Origin of the sequence: Niastella caeni, assembly GCF_004834005.1 — a bacterium.
Classification (GTDB): domain Bacteria; phylum Bacteroidota; class Bacteroidia; order Chitinophagales; family Chitinophagaceae; genus Niastella; species Niastella caeni.
This window is the reverse complement of sequence record NZ_STFF01000007.1, coordinates 161385-179442: the sequence shown is the minus strand read 5'-3', so window position 1 is coordinate 179442 and position 18058 is coordinate 161385. Positions and strand designations below refer to the sequence as shown.

The window sequence follows — 18058 nt, the reverse complement described above, 5'->3', positions numbered from 1 at the left end:
AATATGATAGATAACTACTGGGAATTATTACCAGCCGATTTTGCGCCTGATTCGAGGGTGTGGGTGTATCAGAGCAGCCGGCTGTTTATGATGAGCGAAGCCTTGCACATTGAGGACCTGTTAAACAATTTTACCGCCAACTGGCAGTCGCATGGCGCGCCGGTGAAAGGGTATGCTAATTTGTTGTTCGGTCAGTTTATTGTATTGATGGCAGATGAGCGGGCTACCGGCGTGAGTGGTTGCAGCACCGATAGTTCTGTGCGATTGATAAAACAAATTGAACAGCTTTTCAATGTAAATATGTTCGATCGCACCACGTTGGCCTTTAAATTAAAAGATAAAGTGCAAATGCTGCCAATGGCCCAATTGCAATACGCCATCGATAATAATTTTATTACGCCCGATACCATTTATTTTAACAACCTGGTACAAACGAAAGAAGAGCTGGAGAACAAATGGCTAATTCCGGTGAAGGAAAGCTGGTTGGTGAAAAGGATCAAAATTGCATCATAAACGCGGTCCCCTGCCCTTCTACAGATTGCACCTGAATATTTCCTTTATGCAGCATCATAATTTGTTTGCAAAGGCTTAAGCCAATGCCACTGCCGTTTTTTTTGGTGCTGAAGAATGGAATGAATATTTTATCAAGGACCTCTTCGGGCATGCCGATCCCATTATCGCCTACTTTAATCACCGTCTTATGGTTGCTGGCATAATAAGCCGATAAAACAATGCGCGGCTCCTCACGCTCTTTTACCGCCTCCATGGCATTCACCACCAGGTTGATCAGCACCTGTTCCAACAGGTTCGTATCGGCATCCAGTTGCAGATCGGGATCTTTCAATATAATTTCCAGTTCAATATTCTTTTGATCCAGCGTTGGCTGCATCAGGTGATGCAGGTTTTCGAACAGATCACGCACATAGATCTTATTCAGGTTCAGCGTGGTGATCTTATTCAGGTTACGATACGTTTCGGCGAATTTCAGCAAGCCCTCACTCCTTCTTTTGATGGTATCGATGCCCAGTTCCAGGTCGTCCATGGAGCCGGATTCAATATCGGGCCGTACCGCAAACTGTTGTAACCGGTATTTTAATGTTTCAGCCAGGGATGAAATAGGCGCAATGGAATTCATGATCTCATGCGTCATTACACTCAATAGCTTTTGCCAGGCCTTCGATTCCGTTTCATCCAACGCCTCGCTTACATTCTGAAATGCGATCAGCTTGAACTTATTGCCATCGGTTTGAAAGGCAGTGGCAGACATCAATAACTTAAACGATGTTTTTTCTGTATGGGCCGTAGCGATCATCGTTTCGCCCGGCTTTAACAAGGTTACCTGCCGGTACAATTCATTATCGCGGCGGGCCAGCGAATGAATGGTTTTCAAATAAGGCAGTTGCAGCATCCGCTTCAGCGATTCATTCATCCAAACTACTTCCCCGTTATGTTCGCGATACGATAAAATGCCGGTATCTACCAGCTCCAGTATTTTTTGCAGGTATTGAAATTGCGTTTCCTTTTCCTTACTGATCACCTTAAACGTAGAATTGATCTCATTGAACCCTTTCCGCAGGGGCTGCAACTCCACCGGGGCATGTTTTACATCAAAATAGCGGGAGAAATCACGATAATGGACCGACTCAACAAACTGGTTGAGCTCGGTATGCGCCTTTCGTTGAAAACGGTATAGTTCCAAAACCGCATAAATGATCAGCGGCACCATGATCACCATATAAACATATAACCCTTTTACCAGCAGGAACGATGATATAACCAGTGTTATAAACAGGAATAACACCTGGAAAATGATCCGCCATTCAAATCGCTTATAGAACAAAATGAAAGTTTAAAAATTAGGTTTTGTTTTCTATCCCACAATGGTCAATGGTGAATTTTTGCCGTTTCACGCTCAAATATCGTACTTACTTAGCCTGCGATACAACGCCGTCCTGGTCAACCCCAACTCCTTCGCCGCGCGGGTGATATTTCCATTGTGCTTTTCAATAACATGCAGGATAGTATTCTTTTCCACGGCACTCAGGTTCAGTTCATCGGGTTCTTTCTCCCGCGTAGTGCCCGATTCAATGGGCGAAAAGATAAGATCGGTAGCCTGCAACACATGCCCGTCTGACATGATCACCGCGCGTTCAATGGTATATTGCAATTCCCGGATATTACCAGGGAAATGATAGGTGAGCAATTTCTCAATCGCCTTATCATCAAATTCCATCACCGGTTTCAGGTATTTATTGCTGTACACCCGGCTAAAATAATTTGCCAGCAGAATTATATCGTTTCCCCGTTTTCGTAAGGGTGGCACCATGATCTCAACCGTGTTGATACGATAGATAAGGTCTTTACGGAAACGGCTTTCATTGGCCAGTTCTGCCAACGGCACATTGGTAGCGCATATTAAACGAATATCAACAGGCACCGGATCATTGGTTCCTAAACGAATAACCTGCCGGTTTTGCAAAACGCTTAGTAATTTGGCTTGCTGATGCAGCGAAATATTGCCAATCTCATCAAGAAAAAGTGTTCCGCCGTTAGCAGCTTCAAACCTGCCCACCCTGTCTTCCCGTGCATCGGTAAAAGCGCCCTTCTTATGACCAAACAATTCGCTTTCAAACAATGTTTCAGTCAGCGCACCCACATCTACTTTTACATAGGCCTTCTTTTCCCGCAACGATTGCTGGTGAATGGCTTTTGCGATCAGGTCTTTACCGGTTCCATTTTCGCCAAGAATTAAAATATTGGCATCGGTAGGCGCTATCTTTTCGATCTTATAAAAAATATCCGCCATTACATCCGATTCGCCCAGCAATTCTTTTCCAATGATGGAATCGCTGCTCCGCACAGATGGTAATGCCGTTTTACTTTCTTTTCTTTTTAAAGCATCTTTTATGGTTATGATGAGCTTTTCATTATGCCAGGGTTTCACTACAAAATCAGCAGCGCCTTCTTTCAGTGAACGAACCGCCAAATCAATATCACCATAGGCTGTGATCATGATAACAGCCGCTTCCGATTTAAACTCTTTCACTTTCTTCAACCAGAATAATCCCTCGTTGCCTGTATTGATAGAACTGTTGAAATTCATGTCGAGCAAGATCACATCAAATGACTGCTTCGATAATAACCATCGAAGATTCTCGGGGTTCTTCTCTGTTACTACTTCTTTCGCTTCTGTTTTTAACAGCAGGCGCACAGCCGTCAGCACATCAACGTCATCATCTATTACGAGTATAGAGGCATTCTTTAACAACATAGCATAATAATTTGTGATGGTTTGATGACTATATGGTTTGATGGTTATGCTTCAACTACAATTATACCATAATTACAAAGGTATGGCAAACAATTTTTTATGAAAGAACAGCTCTTTTACCCCAGTGTATCGAAACCGTACACCGGTTGTACCAGTTGTGAACAGCCTCGTAGCTATTTGTAGTCTAATACACTGGTTTTCATACTTCTTATATTCTGGCATATTGTTATTGGAAGGAAATACAGGAAAGTGGGGATCGATGGATCAAACACCCGTTCCAACTTTCGGATTACATTAAAAATTTTTACAGTGGATAGAGTTATAGCAAAAAAGAAATGGACCTCTAAACGGATCTTAACCCTCGCGGGCATTACAGCGATCACCGTATTGATATCGGCAAGTTATTACTTCACATCGGGCAAAAGCCGCCTGAACGTAGATACCGAACGAATCACTATCAGCGAAGTGAAGAAAGGCCCCTTCCAGGTAACCATACCAATTAACGGGATCGTGTTACCCCAAACATCAATCTACCTCGATGCACAGGAAGGCGGACGGGTTGAACAGAAATTTGTTGAAGACGGCGCCATGATGCAGGAAGGCCAACCTATCCTTCGCTTATCGAACCCCGACCTGGAACTGAGCCTGGCCAACCAGGAAACCAGCGTGTTCAACGTATTAACGCAAATGCAGATCGCCCGCAACAACGCACAGCAAAATACTGTAGCCCGGTTAAACCAGATGGCCGAAGTTGACAACGCATTAAAAGAAGCAGAACGCTTATATCTCCTGAATAAAAAATTGTTCGCACAAAAGGTAATCGGGTCGCAGGAATACCAGCAGGCCGAAAATTCTTACCAATACCAGGTGCGCCGTAAAAAGCTAACGGAAGATATTATGCGGCAGGATTCTTCTACCAACAAGATCCAGTTGCAGCAGAACGAGCAATCGTACCTGAATATGAAAAAAGCGCTTGACCTGATGAAGAAAAAAGTAGGCGACCTGGTGGTGAAATCGCCTATCAGCGGTCAGTTGACCTCCTTTGACGCAGAGATCGGTCAGAACATCAGCGCCGGTACCCGGCTTGGACAAATAGACGCTACGAGCGGATTTAAGATCAGGGCCGATATTGATGAACATTATATTTCAAATGTTTTTACCGGGTTAACCGCTAAGTTTACACTGGTGAATAAAGAATATAAACTCCGCATCAAAAAGGTTTATACCCAGGTGGTGAGCGGCCGTTTTCAGGTTGACATGGAGTTTGTAGGCGAAGTACCGCAAAACATTCGGCGTGGCCAGACGTTGCAGGTTCTACTGGCGCTGAGCGACGAAACCCAGGCGGTGCTGATAGCCAAAGGCGGGTTCTTTCAAACAAGCGGCGGCAACTGGGTCTTTAAGGTAAGTGAAGATGGAAAGACAGCTTATAAAGTCGATATTCAATTGGGCCGGCAGAACCCCGATTATTACGAAGTTCTGGAAGGATTAAAACCCGGCGACAGGGTCGTTACGTCGAGCTATGAGAATTATGGCAATATGCAGGAGCTGGTATTGAAAAAAGAGTAAGAAGCTGACAAGTTCATGAGTTATTGAGTTATTGAGTTATTGAGTTATTAAGTTATTGAATTCAGGTGTCAACTTACTAACATATGAACTTAATAACTTATTAAATGGCTTTCACCATTCACGATTTAAAATTAACAAACCATACAACAAATGATAAAGATCCGGGATCTCGAAAAAATCTATCGCACAGAAGAGGTTGAAACAGTAGCATTGAACAAAATATCAATAGATGTTAAAGAAGGCGAATTTGTAGCCATCATGGGCCCATCGGGTTGTGGCAAATCTACTCTGTTGAACATCCTGGGTTTGCTGGATGATCCCGATAACGGCAGCTTTTTGTTCAACAATATTGAAGTAGCCCGTTTTAATGAGCGCAAACGGGCTGAATTGCGCAAACACAATATTGGATTCGTTTTTCAGAGTTTTAACCTGATTGACGAACTGACGGTTTTTGAGAACGTAGAATTGCCGCTGATCTATACCGGCGTAAAATCGGGCGATCGCAAAAAGCGCGTGGAAGACGTGTTGGACAAAATGCAGATCATGCACCGCCGCAACCACTATCCGCAACAATTGAGCGGTGGTCAGCAACAACGTGTAGCGGTGGCAAGGGCCGTTGTAAACAATCCCAAGTTGATATTAGCGGATGAGCCTACGGGTAACCTCGACTCAAGCAATGGCAATGAAGTAATGACCCTGTTAACCGACCTGAATGAACAGGGGACCACTATTATAATGGTTACACACAGCGAGCACGATGCCCGGTACAGCCATCGCATCATTCGCATGCTCGACGGTCAAACCGTATTGGAAAATATAATGGTATAGGGTCAATGTGCTTATGGGCTAATGGAAATGTAAAAGGAGGAAGAAAATGTTTACAACATACTTTAAGATAGCTATACGTTGTTTATTAAAGAACAAAGTATTTTCGGCTATCAACATCCTGGGATTGTCTATCGGTATGGCTGTTTGTTTCATCATCCTGCTGTTTGTACGGGATGAATTAAGCTATGACCGCTTTAATGTCAAGGCAAACAACATGTACCGGGTAGTTTTTAAAGCGAACGTTAATGGCGGAAAAATAAATGAGAGTAATGTAATGCCGCCGGTTGCCAGCGCTTTAAAAAACGATTATCCCGAAGTAAAAGAAGTGACCCGATTACGCACGCTGGGAAATCCCCGTTTACTGGTAAACGGTAAGCTTTTTACAGAAGCTTCCATGGTTTTTGTAGACTCGAATTTTTTTAATGTATTCACCATTCCCCTCATACAGGGCGATCCTAATACTGCCTTGCTACTGCCCTACTCTATAGTCATTTCCAAAGCAATGGCGCAAAAATATTTCGGCAATGAAAATCCGCTGGGTAAGTTGATCAATCGCGGCAAAGACAAAAACAATCCGCCCTTTACAGTGACCGGTGTTTTTGATAAAATTCCGGCCAACTCCCATTTTCATTTCGACTTATTCGGTTCTATGATAACGGACCCCGACCAAAAAAGCGACTCCTGGCTTTCTTCAAATTATTATACCTATGTGGTATTGCCGAATGGCTACGATCATAAAAAATTAGAAGCCAAGCTGCCCCGCATGGTAGAAAAATACATGGGCCCACAGATACAACAGAACATGGGCCTGACCCTGGCACAGTTCCGTACTAAAGGGAATGAACTGGGTTTTACGCTGGAGCCTTTAACAAAGATCCATCTGTTTGGGAATTCCAACACTGAATTTGAACCCGGTGGCGATATCAGGTACATTTATATTTTCAGTGCCGTAGCCCTGTTCATGTTACTGATCGCCTGTATCAACTTTATCAATCTTTCTACGGCAGGCGCAGCCAAACGCGCCAAAGAAGTAGGGGTACGAAAAGTAATGGGCTCCCGCAAACAGGACCTCATAAAACAATTCTTATTAGAATCGGCCCTCATCACAACTTTTGCTTTATGTATATCTGCGGTGCTCGTGCAATTGGCATTACCAATCTTCAATGACCTGGCAGGAAAAAATTTATCCTTTGGCTTTCAGCTAAAACCAATGGCCGCCCTCACAGTACTTGGTTTATTGGTAAGCATACTGGCCGGCCTGTATCCCGCTTTTTTTCTATCCTCCTTTAAACCCATCGCCACGCTCAAAGGCAAATTCATTACACAGTCAAATACGTATAATTTGCGGAGCGGCCTCATCGTATTCCAGTTCTTCATTGCTATTTGTTTGATCACCGGTACCATTGTGGTGTATCAGCAAATGAAATTTATTCAAACAACGAAAGTAGGCTATAATAAAGAGCAGTTGCTGGTGCTGAACAATTCCTGGGCGCTTGGGAAAAACGAGCCCGTATTCAGGGACCAGTTACTGAACGACCCACGCATTGAAAACGTGACCATCTCAGGCTATAAACCGGTTGGCCCCAGTTTTTATAATAACGCATTGGCCTATCCGGAAGGCCGGGATAATCAGCTCCTGAATGCGTTGGAATATAGAGTAGATGAACGATACATCCCCACCCTGGGCATGCAACTGGTAACAGGCAGGAATTTTTCCCCGGTTATGCAAACCGATTCCCTGGCCATGATCATAAATGAAACCGCCGCCCGGGCCTTCGGCTGGGGTAATAGTGCCATTGGGAAAAAAATATTCAGAGAACATACCAATCGCGGAAACCACGTTGCCTATACAGTAATTGGTGTTGTGAAAGATTTTCATTTCAAATCATTACGTGAAGCCATTACACCGTTATTAATGGTATTGCATCCCGAAACCGGTTTGATCGTAAGGGTAAAAACAAAAGATATCCCGGGGCTGTTGGCGTCAATGAAACAACAATGGGCAGCCTTCAAACCGGAGGAACCATTCTCCTGGTCGTTCATTGACGAGTTGTATAACAAAACCTATGCGGCTGAACAAAAGACCGGCCGCATCCTGAATATATTTACCGTATTGACCATATTGGTAGCCTGCCTGGGATTGTTTGGATTGGCTACCTACACAGCAGAACAACGGGCGAAAGAAATTGGGATTCGCAAAGTGCTTGGCGCCAGCGTAACCCAGGTTACCAGCATGCTGTCGAAAGAATTTTTAAAACTGGTGGTCATTGCCTGTATCATCGCCTTTCCATTATCATACTGGATCATGCACCAATGGCTGCTCGATTTCGCCTACCGGGTAAACCTGAATGCCTGGATGTTCATAGCCGCCGGTCTCATAGCCATTATAATTGCGTTAGGCACCGTAAGTGTGCAATCGATAAAAGCGGCAATGACCAACCCGGTGAAATCATTAAGAAGTGAATGACAGTCCATTAAAAACCTGATTTAATACCATGCTCCGCAACTATTTGAAAATCGCATTTAGGAATCTGTTTAATAACAAGGCCTATTCTTTAATTAACCTGTTCGGTTTAACTACCGGGCTGATCTGCTTTTGGCTGATCGGTCTGTATATTTTCGACGAACTTACCTTTGATTCTTTTCATAAAGATGCCGGCCGCATTTACCGTATTATTGAGCACAAAACGTCTGCAACAGGTAAAGAATCTAAAATAGCAGGCGTAGCCTGGAATATTTCAGATCGCATAAAGAAAGAATTTCCCGCTGTTGACAATGCCTGTCGATTGACCGTATTCGGGCGGTCACCTATTATAAATGATGAAAACAGGAACACCTTTTATGAAGATTATTATGCAGCCGATGCTGCTTTTCTGAACGTCCTGGATTTTCCGATGGTGCAGGGCGATCGTACTACTGCCCTGAAGGCGCCTTATACAGTTGTTGTAAGCGATGAGATGGCGCTTAAATTATTTGGCAGCAAAAATATTGTGGGTAAAGTGATCCGTACCAATCGGGAAGGCACACCCTATACAATTACCGGCGTGATGCATATACCCAAAAATTCACACCTTGATTTTAATCTGTTGTTTTCCGAAGCAACCAGCATCACCTCTTCTAACGATTTTCGCAACTTTACTACAAGCGACTGGTCGAGCAATACATTTGCAACCTATATAAAAATTAAAGCGGGGCAATCCGCTCCCGGCATCGCATCCGGCATCAATAAATTGGTAGCAACAAACCGGTTTGCCAATGCAGACAAAAGCAGCTTTACCTTACAACCATTAAAAGACATTCATTTTTACTCATCCGGTATTGATCGCACACCCGGCCCCGGCAGCAACATCATGTACATGTATGTTTTTGCACTGGTAGGTATTTTTGTTTTACTCATCGCCTGCATCAATTATGTAAACCTCACTACAGCCCTGTTCAGTACCCGGTCAAAAGAAATTGCTGTAAGAAAAGTTTCCGGTGCCGATCAAAAGAACCTGGTAAGCCAGTTTATTACCGAAGCATTGCTGTTAACCCTGATAGCCCAGGTATTGGCATTGATCTGTGTTAAACTGTTGCTGCCCGCCTTTAATGCTTTTACTGAAAAGCAATTAAGCCTGGGTACTTCTACCAATATTCGAATCTGGCTGGGCATATTACTTATCACATTGCTGGTTGGATTACTGGCAGGTATCTATCCCGCATTTTATCAGGCACGATTAAAACCTTTTTTGTTACTGAAAAACAAAATTCAGGTAGCCAAAGGACATTTATCGTTCCGGCGGGTATTGGTGATCGTTCAATTCTCATTATCCATCATCATGATCATTGTTACACTGGTCGTTTACCTGCAACTAAAATACATCGGCAAAAAAGACCTGGGCTTTAAAAAAGATCAACTGGTGGTAGTAGATATCAATAGCCGCGCTGTTCGGAACGGCGCGGAACGGATAAAAACGGAATATGCCCGGTTGGCAGGTGTGAAAAGTGTATGTGTTACCTCGCGGGTGCCCGGTGAATGGAAAACCTTACCGAAAGTAAAACTCCAAAAAAGCGGCAGCCAGGCGCCGGAAAATGAAACCATGTATTATATAGCGGCAGATGATCAGTTCCTGCGTACCTACAACGTAGGGTTGCAACATGGAAGAAATTTTATGCAGGCAGAAGGCGATTCCACTGCCCTGCTGGTAAATGAAGCAGCCGCTCATATGCTTGGCATTAAAGAACCGGGCGAACAACCTGTTGATGTTTCCGGTATTCAATTCAGTGGTGAATTCACCGCCTTCGTTCGACCTATGCAATTAAGGATCGTTGGCATTGTAAAAGATTTCAATTTTCAATCGCTACGCGAACCCTTGGCGCCTATGGTGATAGGATATAAGAACAATCCGATTCATGCTATAGATTATTTCACGGCAAAAGTGGCTGCCGGCAACATGCGCAAGACCATTAAACAAATGGAAACCGTATTGCACCAGGTAGATCCCGATCACCTGTTTGAATACAATTTCCTGGATAAACAATGGGAGCTCTTTTACCGGGAAGACCAAAAGCGCCAGGTGATCTTTCTTTCTGTTACCTGTATGACCATATTAATAGCTTGTTTAGGGCTGTTCGGGCTGGTAACATTTGCAGCCCGGCAACGCACCAAGGAAATCGGCATCCGCAAAGTACTGGGCGCAAGCGTAAGCCATGTGGTGATGTTGCTGTCGAAAGATTTTTTAAAGCTGGTATTGATCGCCTCGCTGGTGGCCTTTCCGGTGGCCGGCTGGGCTATGTATAAATGGTTACAGGATTTTGCTTACCGCATACACCTTAGTATCTGGTTATTCGTGGGGGCAGGCTTGTTAGCCGCATTGATCGCCTTATGCACCATCAGTTTTCAGGCCATTAAAGCAGCATTATCCAACCCTGTAAAAGCATTAAGAAGCGAGTAAAATAATGTGATAATGGAAAACGAATATTCACTGTTTTCACTTGTAGCATTTCAATACCAACACCATGATCAAACATTATATCAAAATTGCTTTCCGTAACCTGGCACAACAAAAAGTGTTGACGGGTATTAATATATCCGGCCTGTCGATTGGCATTGCCTGCTTTAGTTTGTTTTTATTGTATGCAGTGCATGAGTTCAGCTACGACCGGTTCCATCAAAACGCGGACCGACTATACCGGGTTGTTGAATGGTGGGAAGGCAAGGACCGTGCACCCGGTGGCAGCGGATCTGTATGTACGCCCGTTGGCCCGGCATTGAAAAAAGATTTCCCCGATGTGGAATATGCAGTGCGAATGAAAGGGAACGGCTGCCTTGCACGAATAAAAGACAATATTTTCCATACTTCCATTACGTTTGCCGATAAGGATTTCTTTGATATATTTTCATTTCCCCTGTTATATGGTAACACACAAACTGCGTTGCAGGATCCGCGGCATATTGTACTTACCAAAGAAAATGCATTGCAATTATTCGGCACTACCAATGTAGTAGGCAAAACCCTTGAATTAAAAACCGATTCGGCATTTGAACCTTTTACGATCAGCGGGGTTGCAGAAAACATCCCCGCCAACTCTTCGGTGAATTTTAATATCCTGTGCAATTTTGAGCATATCGCCAATACGCCCATGGTTCAGGGAAGCAACAATGACTGGAATATGACCATTGGCCTGGGTGCTTTTGTACAATTGAAACAAGGCAGCCGACTGGCCAGTGAACATAAGCGCCTGGCATTATTCAGACAAAAATATTTACCCAACGAAAAACAGGATGACGTTCAGGCAAGCTTTCGCTTGCAACCTATACGGGATATTCATATGAACCCGCAGATAGAAGGCGGCGCTAACCCAGGAAATAGCTGGATCCTGATCACCATAGCAGCCGCCGTATTGATCATTGCCTGTATCAACTTCACTACCCTGGCCATTGGTCGTTCGGCCGGACGGGCAAAAGAAATAGGCGTACGAAAAGTAATGGGCAGCCAGCGCAAACAATTGATCGGGCAGTTCCTGGCAGAATCGTTCGTGTTGAGTGTGCTCTCCGCCGTTATTGGTTTACTGCTGACCTATGTCCTGCTACCGCTTTTCAATCAACTGGCCGACCGGCAGCTTAGTTTTTCATTCAGCCGTTTTCCGGAGCTGATCTGGTTGTTAACTGGCCTCACCGTACTGGTAGGGTTACTGGCCGGCAGTTATCCAGCTCTGGTATTGTCGGCATTCAAACCGGTGGAAGTACTAAAAAGAAAGGTCCGCGTAGGCGGTTCCAACCTGTTCACCCGCTCACTGGTCACTTTACAGTTTGTGCTTTCTATAGGATTGATCGTTTCCACCATCATCATATTGCAGCAAATAGCTTTCATCCGTTCAAAAAATATCGGTTTCAATAAAGAAAACATAGTGATGATCAATACCGGGCGTGTTGATTCAAAAAAAATATATCCGCTATACAAACAGGTCATTGAATCAAATACCGGCATCCTGAGCATAACAGCGGGTGAAATGGGATTGGGTGCGGGCGAAGGACAAATGGGCAGAGGGTATAAGAATCATATGGGCGAAAAAACAGCTATTATAGAATATCCCGGCGATTATAATTTTTTAAATACCATGGGCATGCAGTTGATAGCCGGACGGAATTTTAATCCGTCCCTGGCATCTGATAGTATAAACGCCGTTATCGTTAACGAAGCAGTGGTACAGGATGTGCTGGGCACAACTATACAGAACGCGTTGGGCAGGCAACTGTTCGGAGCAAAAGATTCGTCCAATCCCAAAACGATCATTGGCGTTTCCCGCAATTTCAATTTCGAAGACCTAACGCATAAGGTCAGGCCCCAGCTATTTTACCGGCCGTCAAATCTGGAACCATCCCGTTTGTTTGTACTCTTGCAGGCCGGTGACCCCGCCACTAAACTGACCCTGCTCAGCAACACCTGGAAAAAACTGGTGCCCGATGCACCATTCGAATACAGTTTTATGGATGAAAAGTTTGACAATTTTTATAAAAGCGAAGAACGCTGGAGCGCCATTGTTGGTTGGGCAGGTGGCATTTCAATTTTCCTTGCCTGTCTGGGTTTATTTGGGCTGGCAGCGCTGGCCGCAGTGAATCGCACCAAAGAGTTTGGTATACGAAAGGTAATGGGTGCTACTGTAACCCAAATGGCCGCACTGTTGTCAAAAGATTTTATAAAACTCATTGCAGTGGCCCTGGTGATTGCCGCTCCCCTCGCCTGGTATTTTATGAACGACTGGTTGCAGGCTTACGCCTGGCGAATTAACATTACCTGGTGGGTGTTTGCCCTGACCGGTTTATTCACCATGCTCGTTGCCGTTACCACGGTGAGTTTTCAGGCGGTAAAAGCAGCATTGGCCAACCCGGTGAAGTCACTTAAAAATGAATAATAAAAAATGGAATACAGAGAAATTAAGAAGTGAATACAGGGCGTTATTCACCATTGACCATTCACGATACTAAGATTTTTTATTATGCTTAGAAATTATTTCAAAATAGCGTGGAGAAGTTTATTACAGAATAAAGGACTGGCCTTCATTAATATTTTTGGACTGGCCATTGGTATGGCCTTTGCGCTGCTCATCGGTTTGTGGATACAATATGAAACCAGCTTTGATACATTTCATGTAAACAAAGACCGCATTGGACTTATTCGTAAACACACCCTTTTCAATAACCAGAAAAGTACCTCCAACAACCAACCGCTGCCGCTGTATGATGAATTAAAACGAAACTATCCCGAAATAAAAAGATTGTCCCGTATTGATAACGATGAATACAGCCTGATAGTGGGCAATAATAAATTCAAAAAATCAGGTACGTATGTTGATCCCGACTTTCTGACCATGCTTTCATTCCCAATAGTAAAAGGGAACGCAGCTACTGCATTGAATGATCCTAATGCAATTGTTCTAACAGAATCGCTGGCGAACACCTTGTTTGGAAAAGAAGACCCTATTGGCAAATCCATAAAATTAGACAATCTGTATACAGTACAGGTTACCGCCATAGCCAAAGATGTGCCTGATAATTCTACTCTTCAGTTTGAGTTCCTGGCCCCATTCGAATTTCAACTCCGGAATTCTGAAAGAGTAAGGAATGCACAATGGGGAAACAATTTTCTGACCTATCTCGTGGAGATGAAAGAAGGAAGTTCCATGCAGGCGCTTTCCAAAAAGATAGAACCATTGATAATGCAAAAACGCAAAGACAAAATTACCCAGTTGTTGTTTTTGCAACCCCTGCAACAATGGCATTTGTATAACGACTATAAAGATTGGGTAAATACGGGAGGAAGAATAGAGTATGTACGGTTGTTTTCGATCATTGGCATTTTTGTTTTACTGATCGCCTGCATTAATTTCATGAATTTATCTACGGCACGTTCAGAAAAACGCGCCAAAGAGGTAGGCATTCGAAAATCGGTAGGTTCGCAACGGATACAGCTCATTGTACAATTCCTAAGCGAATCGCTGTTAACCGCCTTCCTGGCTTTTTTATGCTCCATAATTTTGATCCAGTTGCTGTTGCCTTTATTAAAGGACATTGGCTTTGAAAAAGTACATTTCCGGTTCGGTGATGTTTCATTATGGGCATCACTATTGGGAGTATGCATCCTCACCGGACTGATAGCAGGAAGTTATCCCGCTTTCTATCTTTCCTCATTTACACCCATAAAAGTGTTGAAGGGAACAATAAAGCAAGGAATAGCCGCCGTTTCTTTCCGCAAGGTGCTGGTAGTTTTACAGTTCACCATTTCCATTGGATTGATAGTTTGCACAGTGATCGTATTTCAGCAGATCAACCATGCCAAAGACCGGCATCTGGGTTACAACCCCAACAACCTCATCACCATCCCATCGAGCAATGACCTGAATAAAAATTATGAGCCCTGGAAGCAGGAAGTGCTGAATACCGGTTATGTGGAATCAATAGCCCAGGCATCGAGCCCTATGACCCGTATCAATAACAGTTGGAGCGATTTTACCTGGCAGGGAAAGAACCCCAACGCTATTACATCCTTTGATGTAGTGATGACCGATTGGGATTACGACAAAACCGCCGGCTTGAAAATATTAAAAGGCCGGTCGTTCTCCAGGGAATACAAAACCGATAGCAATGCGATCCTGATCAATGAAGCGGCCGAAAAGCTGATCGGTTATAATGACCCGTTGGGAAAGGTAGTTAGTTTAGGTACCGAGCCACTAACCGTTATAGGCGTAGTGGAAAATGTGGTCATGCGTGATCCATTTAAACCGGTATCCCCTACCATCATTCTTTTTAATGTTAGCCGAACGTCAAATATGTTGCTGCGGCTGGCCTCATCTGCTGATCTTACAAAAGCGCTGGCCGCCATTCAGCCGATAACAGAAAAATACAATCCATCCCTTCCTTTTGAATACAACTTTGTTGATGAGGAGTTTGGTAAAAAATTTATGATTGAGAACCAGGTAGGCAAGTTGGCGGGCATATTGGCCGGGTTAGCCATTTTCATTTCCTGCCTGGGTTTATTTGGATTAGCCGCTTTCATGGCCGAACGCCGCATCAAAGAAATAGGCATCCGCAAGGTATTGGGCGCATCGGTTGCCAACCTGTGGATGTTATTATCAAAAGAATTTGTACTGCTGGTGCTGTTAGCAGGATTGATCGCTTCGCCCCTGGCGCTGTGGCTAATGCAAGACTGGCTGCAGAAATATGATTATCGTATAGCCATTAACGGCTGGGTATTTGCTTTTGCCGGTTTGCTGGCCGTAATGATCGCCCTGTTTACAGTAAGTGCACAGGCGGTAAAAGCCGCATTGGCGAACCCGGTGAAGAGTTTGCGCACTGAATAAAGCGAGTAGCGAGTAGCTAGTAGGGAATACAACCTGAAAATTGGGAAGGCAAAATAAATATAGCGAGTGATGCAAAGAAGCCCTACTAGCCAATTACCACTAGCTACTAGCTTATTGACCATTGACCATTCACGATCAGAACTAAGAACTCAAAACTAAAGAACTTTCTATATGCTCAGGAACTATTTCAAGATCGCTTTCAGAAATCTTTGGCGCCACCGGGTTTTCTCCTTTATCAATATTATGGGGTTAACCGTAGGTATGACGGCTTGCTTCCTGATCTTCCTGTATGTACGATTTGAATTGAGCTATGATAGCTTTCATCCCAAAGCAGATCGCATATACAGGGTGGTGGCAGATATAAAAACACCTACGGAAGTGCTCAAATCCAATGGCCCGGCCTGGGCAGTTGGGCCGCATGTACAGCTTGATTTTCCCGAGGTAGAAGCCTTTACGCGGGTGCATTTTGACAATTTGTTGTTTAGAAAAGGCGATATCAAATTCAACGAAGAAGGCGTTGTATGGGCCGATTCCGCGTTCTTTAACATTTTTGGCTTCCGGTTGCTCAAGGGCGATGCACGCACGGCATTAATGCAGCCCTTTACCGTAGTATTATCGGAAACTGCTGCCAAAAAATACTTTGGCAAAGCCGACCCCATGGGTCAAACCATTTTGATCACCTCAGATGGGTTGCCGGCAACCGTTACCGGTGTTATGCAAGACATGCCGGAAAATACCCTGATAAAAAGCCAGGTAGTGCTATCGATGAGCACCATCACATTAAAATGGGCACAGGGACTTGACGATCAATGGGGTGACTATGGTCCTTATTCATTTCTACTGCTTAAACCCGGAACCAACGCCATTGCATTACAAAAGAAGTTTCCCGCCTTCCTGGAAAAGTGGAATGGTAAAGAAATGAATAAGATCCAGATGTACCCCACGTTGTTTTTAGAACAACTGAAAGATGTTTACCTGCGATCAGACCGGGAAAGTTCAAAAGGCAACCTGATGAATGTATATATCTTTTCCATTATTGCTATATTTATTCTTGTTATTGCCTGCATCAATTTTATAAACCTCACCACCGCAAGAGCATCGGAACGGGCCAAGGAAGTAGGCATACGGAAAGTTGCAGGGGCAATAAAAGCACAACTGGCCCGGCAGTTCATCGGCGAATCATTAGTGATCTGCCTTATTGCATTCCTGCTTACAATCGGTCTAACGGCTTTGCTACTTCCCTCCTTTAACGAACTCGCCGGCAAAATCGTTAGTCAGGGAATACTTGAAAATGGCCAATTACTTTTACCGGTATTCGGGGCCGCTATTGTTATTGGTTTGCTGGCGGGCATTTACCCGGCGTTTGTTTTATCCTCTTTTAAACCGATTGAGGTGTTAAAAGGCCGTTTTGCAACCGGATCGCGGGGAGGGCTTTTACGCAAGACACTTGTTATTTCGCAATTTGCCATTTCTACTGCATTAATTATCGGAACAATTATCGTGTATTCGCAAATGCGCTATATGCGTAACCAGCAACTGGGTTTTAATAAAGACCAGGTAATGGTAGTGGATACGGAACGTGAAAAAAACAGCGGAGCATTTGTACAGGCGATATCCCGCTTACCAAACGTTAAGGCAACATCTTTATCAGCCAGCGTACCAGGCGGTGGTCACGCGGGCGCCTATTCTGAAATAGAAAATATAAAAGGCGACCTGCAGATCGCCAACCTCGATTTGTATTTTGTGGATTTCGATTACATTCCACTCTACAACATACAAATGGCTGCGGGCAGGCCTTTCTCCCGGGAATATAAAACAGACAGCAACCAGGCCATAATCCTTAATGAAGCGGCTGTGAAGATACTGGGGTATCCTTCACCCGAACAGGCTATCGGCAAACGTTTCAAACAATGGGGCCGCGAAGGAAAGATCATCGGTGTAATGAAGGATTTTCACTATCATTCGTTGCAGCAGCCCATAAAACCACTGACCATGCGCATGGAATGGGACCGGTTTGGTTTGGTATCGGTAAAGGTGAATCCGTCGAATATAAAAAACACCATTGCTGCTATCGAAAAACAATTCAAAACGATCATACCTAATCGACCTTTCAGCTATTATTTCCTCGATGAGTTCTTCGACCGGCAATACCGGGCTGAAGAACGCTTTGGCAAACTGTTCCTGAACTTTGCCATCCTGGCCATCTTTATTTCCTGTTTGGGTTTGCTGGGACTGGCATCATACAGCACCATACAACGTACCCGGGAAATAGGTATCCGCAAAGTGATGGGCGCATCGGTATCCAACATCATCAACTTATTATCGAAAGAATTTTTAAAACTGGTGATCATTTCCTTCTTTATTGCCGTTCCGGTTGCCTGGTATTTTATGCACAAGTGGTTAGCAGATTTTGCATACAGGACACCTATCAGCTGGTGGATATTTGTTACCGCCGGCATTATGGCTTTGCTGATTGCCATAATTACCATCAGCTTTCAGGCCTTCAGGGCAGCGGTTGCGAACCCCGTAAAAAGTTTGCGTACCGAATAAAGC

At 44.2% G+C, this 18058-nt stretch carries 10 protein-coding genes; 8 read left to right on the top strand and 2 right to left on the bottom strand.

Annotated elements, in window-relative coordinates:
* Positions 1 to 3: 3 nt before the first annotated feature.
* A complete protein-coding gene (locus FAM09_RS22935; protein ID WP_136579497.1) occupies positions 4 to 513 on the top strand; it encodes a hypothetical protein in 510 nt (169 codons plus the stop codon).
* Here the strand turns inward: FAM09_RS22935 and FAM09_RS22930 are convergent.
* Together FAM09_RS22930 and FAM09_RS22925 are read right to left on the bottom strand one after the other, a co-directional pair.
* Entirely contained in the window at positions 497 to 1840 is a 1344-nt protein-coding gene (locus FAM09_RS22930) for a sensor histidine kinase (protein ID WP_136579496.1), read from the bottom strand. The two genes, FAM09_RS22935 and FAM09_RS22930, sit on opposite strands and share 17 nt — an antisense overlap.
* Before the next feature lie 72 nt (positions 1841 to 1912).
* The gene (locus tag FAM09_RS22925; RefSeq protein WP_136579495.1) at positions 1913 to 3271 is read right to left on the bottom strand and encodes a sigma-54-dependent transcriptional regulator; all 1359 of its coding nucleotides are present in this window, start codon (positions 3269 to 3271) and stop codon (positions 1913 to 1915) included.
* Between the two features lie 309 nt (positions 3272 to 3580).
* Between FAM09_RS22925 and FAM09_RS22920 the strand changes: the two genes are divergently transcribed.
* The 7 genes from FAM09_RS22920 (at position 3581) to FAM09_RS22890 (ending at position 18055) form a co-directional block, all read left to right on the top strand.
* Entirely contained in the window at positions 3581 to 4837 is a 1257-nt protein-coding gene (locus FAM09_RS22920) for an efflux RND transporter periplasmic adaptor subunit (protein ID WP_136579494.1), read from the top strand.
* 150 nt (positions 4838 to 4987) lie between these two features.
* Positions 4988 to 5665: an ABC transporter ATP-binding protein gene (locus tag FAM09_RS22915; protein ID WP_136579493.1), complete on the top strand. Its 678-nt coding sequence runs from the start codon at positions 4988 to 4990 to the stop codon at positions 5663 to 5665.
* 46 nt (positions 5666 to 5711) lie between these two features.
* A complete protein-coding gene (locus FAM09_RS22910; protein ID WP_136579492.1) occupies positions 5712 to 8132 on the top strand; it encodes an ABC transporter permease in 2421 nt (806 codons plus the stop codon).
* A 43-nt stretch (positions 8133 to 8175) separates the two neighbouring features.
* Entirely contained in the window at positions 8176 to 10599 is a 2424-nt protein-coding gene (locus FAM09_RS22905; protein WP_166437249.1) for an FtsX-like permease family protein, read from the top strand.
* A gap of 64 nt (positions 10600 to 10663) precedes the next feature.
* A complete protein-coding gene (locus FAM09_RS22900; RefSeq protein ID WP_136579490.1) occupies positions 10664 to 13060 on the top strand; it encodes an ABC transporter permease in 2397 nt (798 codons plus the stop codon).
* Between the two features lie 84 nt (positions 13061 to 13144).
* Positions 13145 to 15505 carry an ABC transporter permease gene (locus tag FAM09_RS22895; protein ID WP_136579489.1) on the top strand — a complete coding sequence of 787 codons (2361 nt, stop codon included), beginning with the start codon at positions 13145 to 13147 and terminating at the stop codon, positions 15503 to 15505.
* Between the two features lie 171 nt (positions 15506 to 15676).
* The gene (locus FAM09_RS22890) at positions 15677 to 18055 is read left to right on the top strand and encodes an ABC transporter permease (protein WP_136579488.1); all 2379 of its coding nucleotides are present in this window, start codon (positions 15677 to 15679) and stop codon (positions 18053 to 18055) included.
* Positions 18056 to 18058: the final 3 nt, after the last annotated feature.

Excerpts from the sequence above, each read along its gene's own strand:
- FAM09_RS22935 (WP_136579497.1), top strand. The coding sequence starts at position 4 with ATGATAGATAACTACTGGGAATTATTACCAGCCGATTTTGCGCCTGAT.
- FAM09_RS22925 (WP_136579495.1), bottom strand. The coding sequence starts at position 3,271 with ATGTTGTTAAAGAATGCCTCTATACTCGTAATAGATGATGACGTTGAT.
- FAM09_RS22915 (WP_136579493.1), top strand. The coding sequence starts at position 4,988 with ATGATAAAGATCCGGGATCTCGAAAAAATCTATCGCACAGAAGAGGTT.
- FAM09_RS22910 (WP_136579492.1), top strand. The coding sequence starts at position 5,712 with ATGTTTACAACATACTTTAAGATAGCTATACGTTGTTTATTAAAGAAC.
- FAM09_RS22900 (WP_136579490.1), top strand. The coding sequence starts at position 10,664 with ATGATCAAACATTATATCAAAATTGCTTTCCGTAACCTGGCACAACAA.
- FAM09_RS22895 (WP_136579489.1), top strand. The coding sequence starts at position 13,145 with ATGCTTAGAAATTATTTCAAAATAGCGTGGAGAAGTTTATTACAGAAT.
- FAM09_RS22890 (WP_136579488.1), top strand. The coding sequence starts at position 15,677 with ATGCTCAGGAACTATTTCAAGATCGCTTTCAGAAATCTTTGGCGCCAC.